The sequence below is a fragment of the Stenotrophomonas sp. HMWF023 genome, assembly GCF_003060985.1.
In the GTDB taxonomy this organism is placed as follows: Bacteria; Pseudomonadota; Gammaproteobacteria; order Xanthomonadales; family Xanthomonadaceae; genus Stenotrophomonas; species Stenotrophomonas lactitubi.
Genome location: NZ_QAIJ01000175.1, coordinates 1 through 600 on the forward strand (window position 1 = coordinate 1; position 600 = coordinate 600).

Here is a 600-nt window from a genome sequence, read left to right on the forward strand (position 1 = left end):
GGTCGCACCCGATGGCCGCAGCTGGCCGCAGCGGCTGCTGCGCACCACCGATGGCAGCCTGCGTGCACAGGTGAGGATTCCGGCCGAGGCCAGCAACGCACAGGGCCTGTGGGAACTGCAGGTGTTCGCCCAGGCCGACGGCGTGCTGCGCGATGGCAAGGTTGCCTTCGCGGTGGCCAGGCCGACCGCCCGCTTCGTCGGCCAGGCCATGCCCGATCCGGCCAGCCGCCAGGTCAGCCTGCCGCTGCAGGTGGCCGCCGCTGGCCGCTACGAGGCGCGCGGCACGCTGTATGCCACCGCAGCCAACGGCCAGTTGCAGCCGGTGGCGCAGGCCCATGCCGCAGCGTGGTTCGATGGCCCGGGCCGCGGCGCGCTGGTGCTGCCGTTCGACCAGGCCGCGTTGCCTGCCGGCTTCGGTGCGCCCTATGAACTGCGCGACCTGCAGCTGCAGGACCAGAGCCGGATGGCACCGATCGAGTCGCGCGCGCTGGCGTTGCGGTTCTGAAGCAAGGCGTGGCGGGCCGGACATCCGGCCCGCCACGGAGGCGCGGTCACCCCGCGTACGCGGTCAGCCGTCCTTCCTGTTCCACCACCGTGATC

The 600-nt window shown here is 72.8% G+C and carries 1 pseudogene; it reads left to right on the forward strand.

Annotation, left to right across the window (positions count from 1 at the left end):
- Positions 1 to 505 (forward strand): annotated as a pseudogene (locus tag DBR20_RS09425) (DUF4785 family protein); the annotation flags it as partial.
- Positions 506 to 600: the final 95 nt, after the last annotated feature.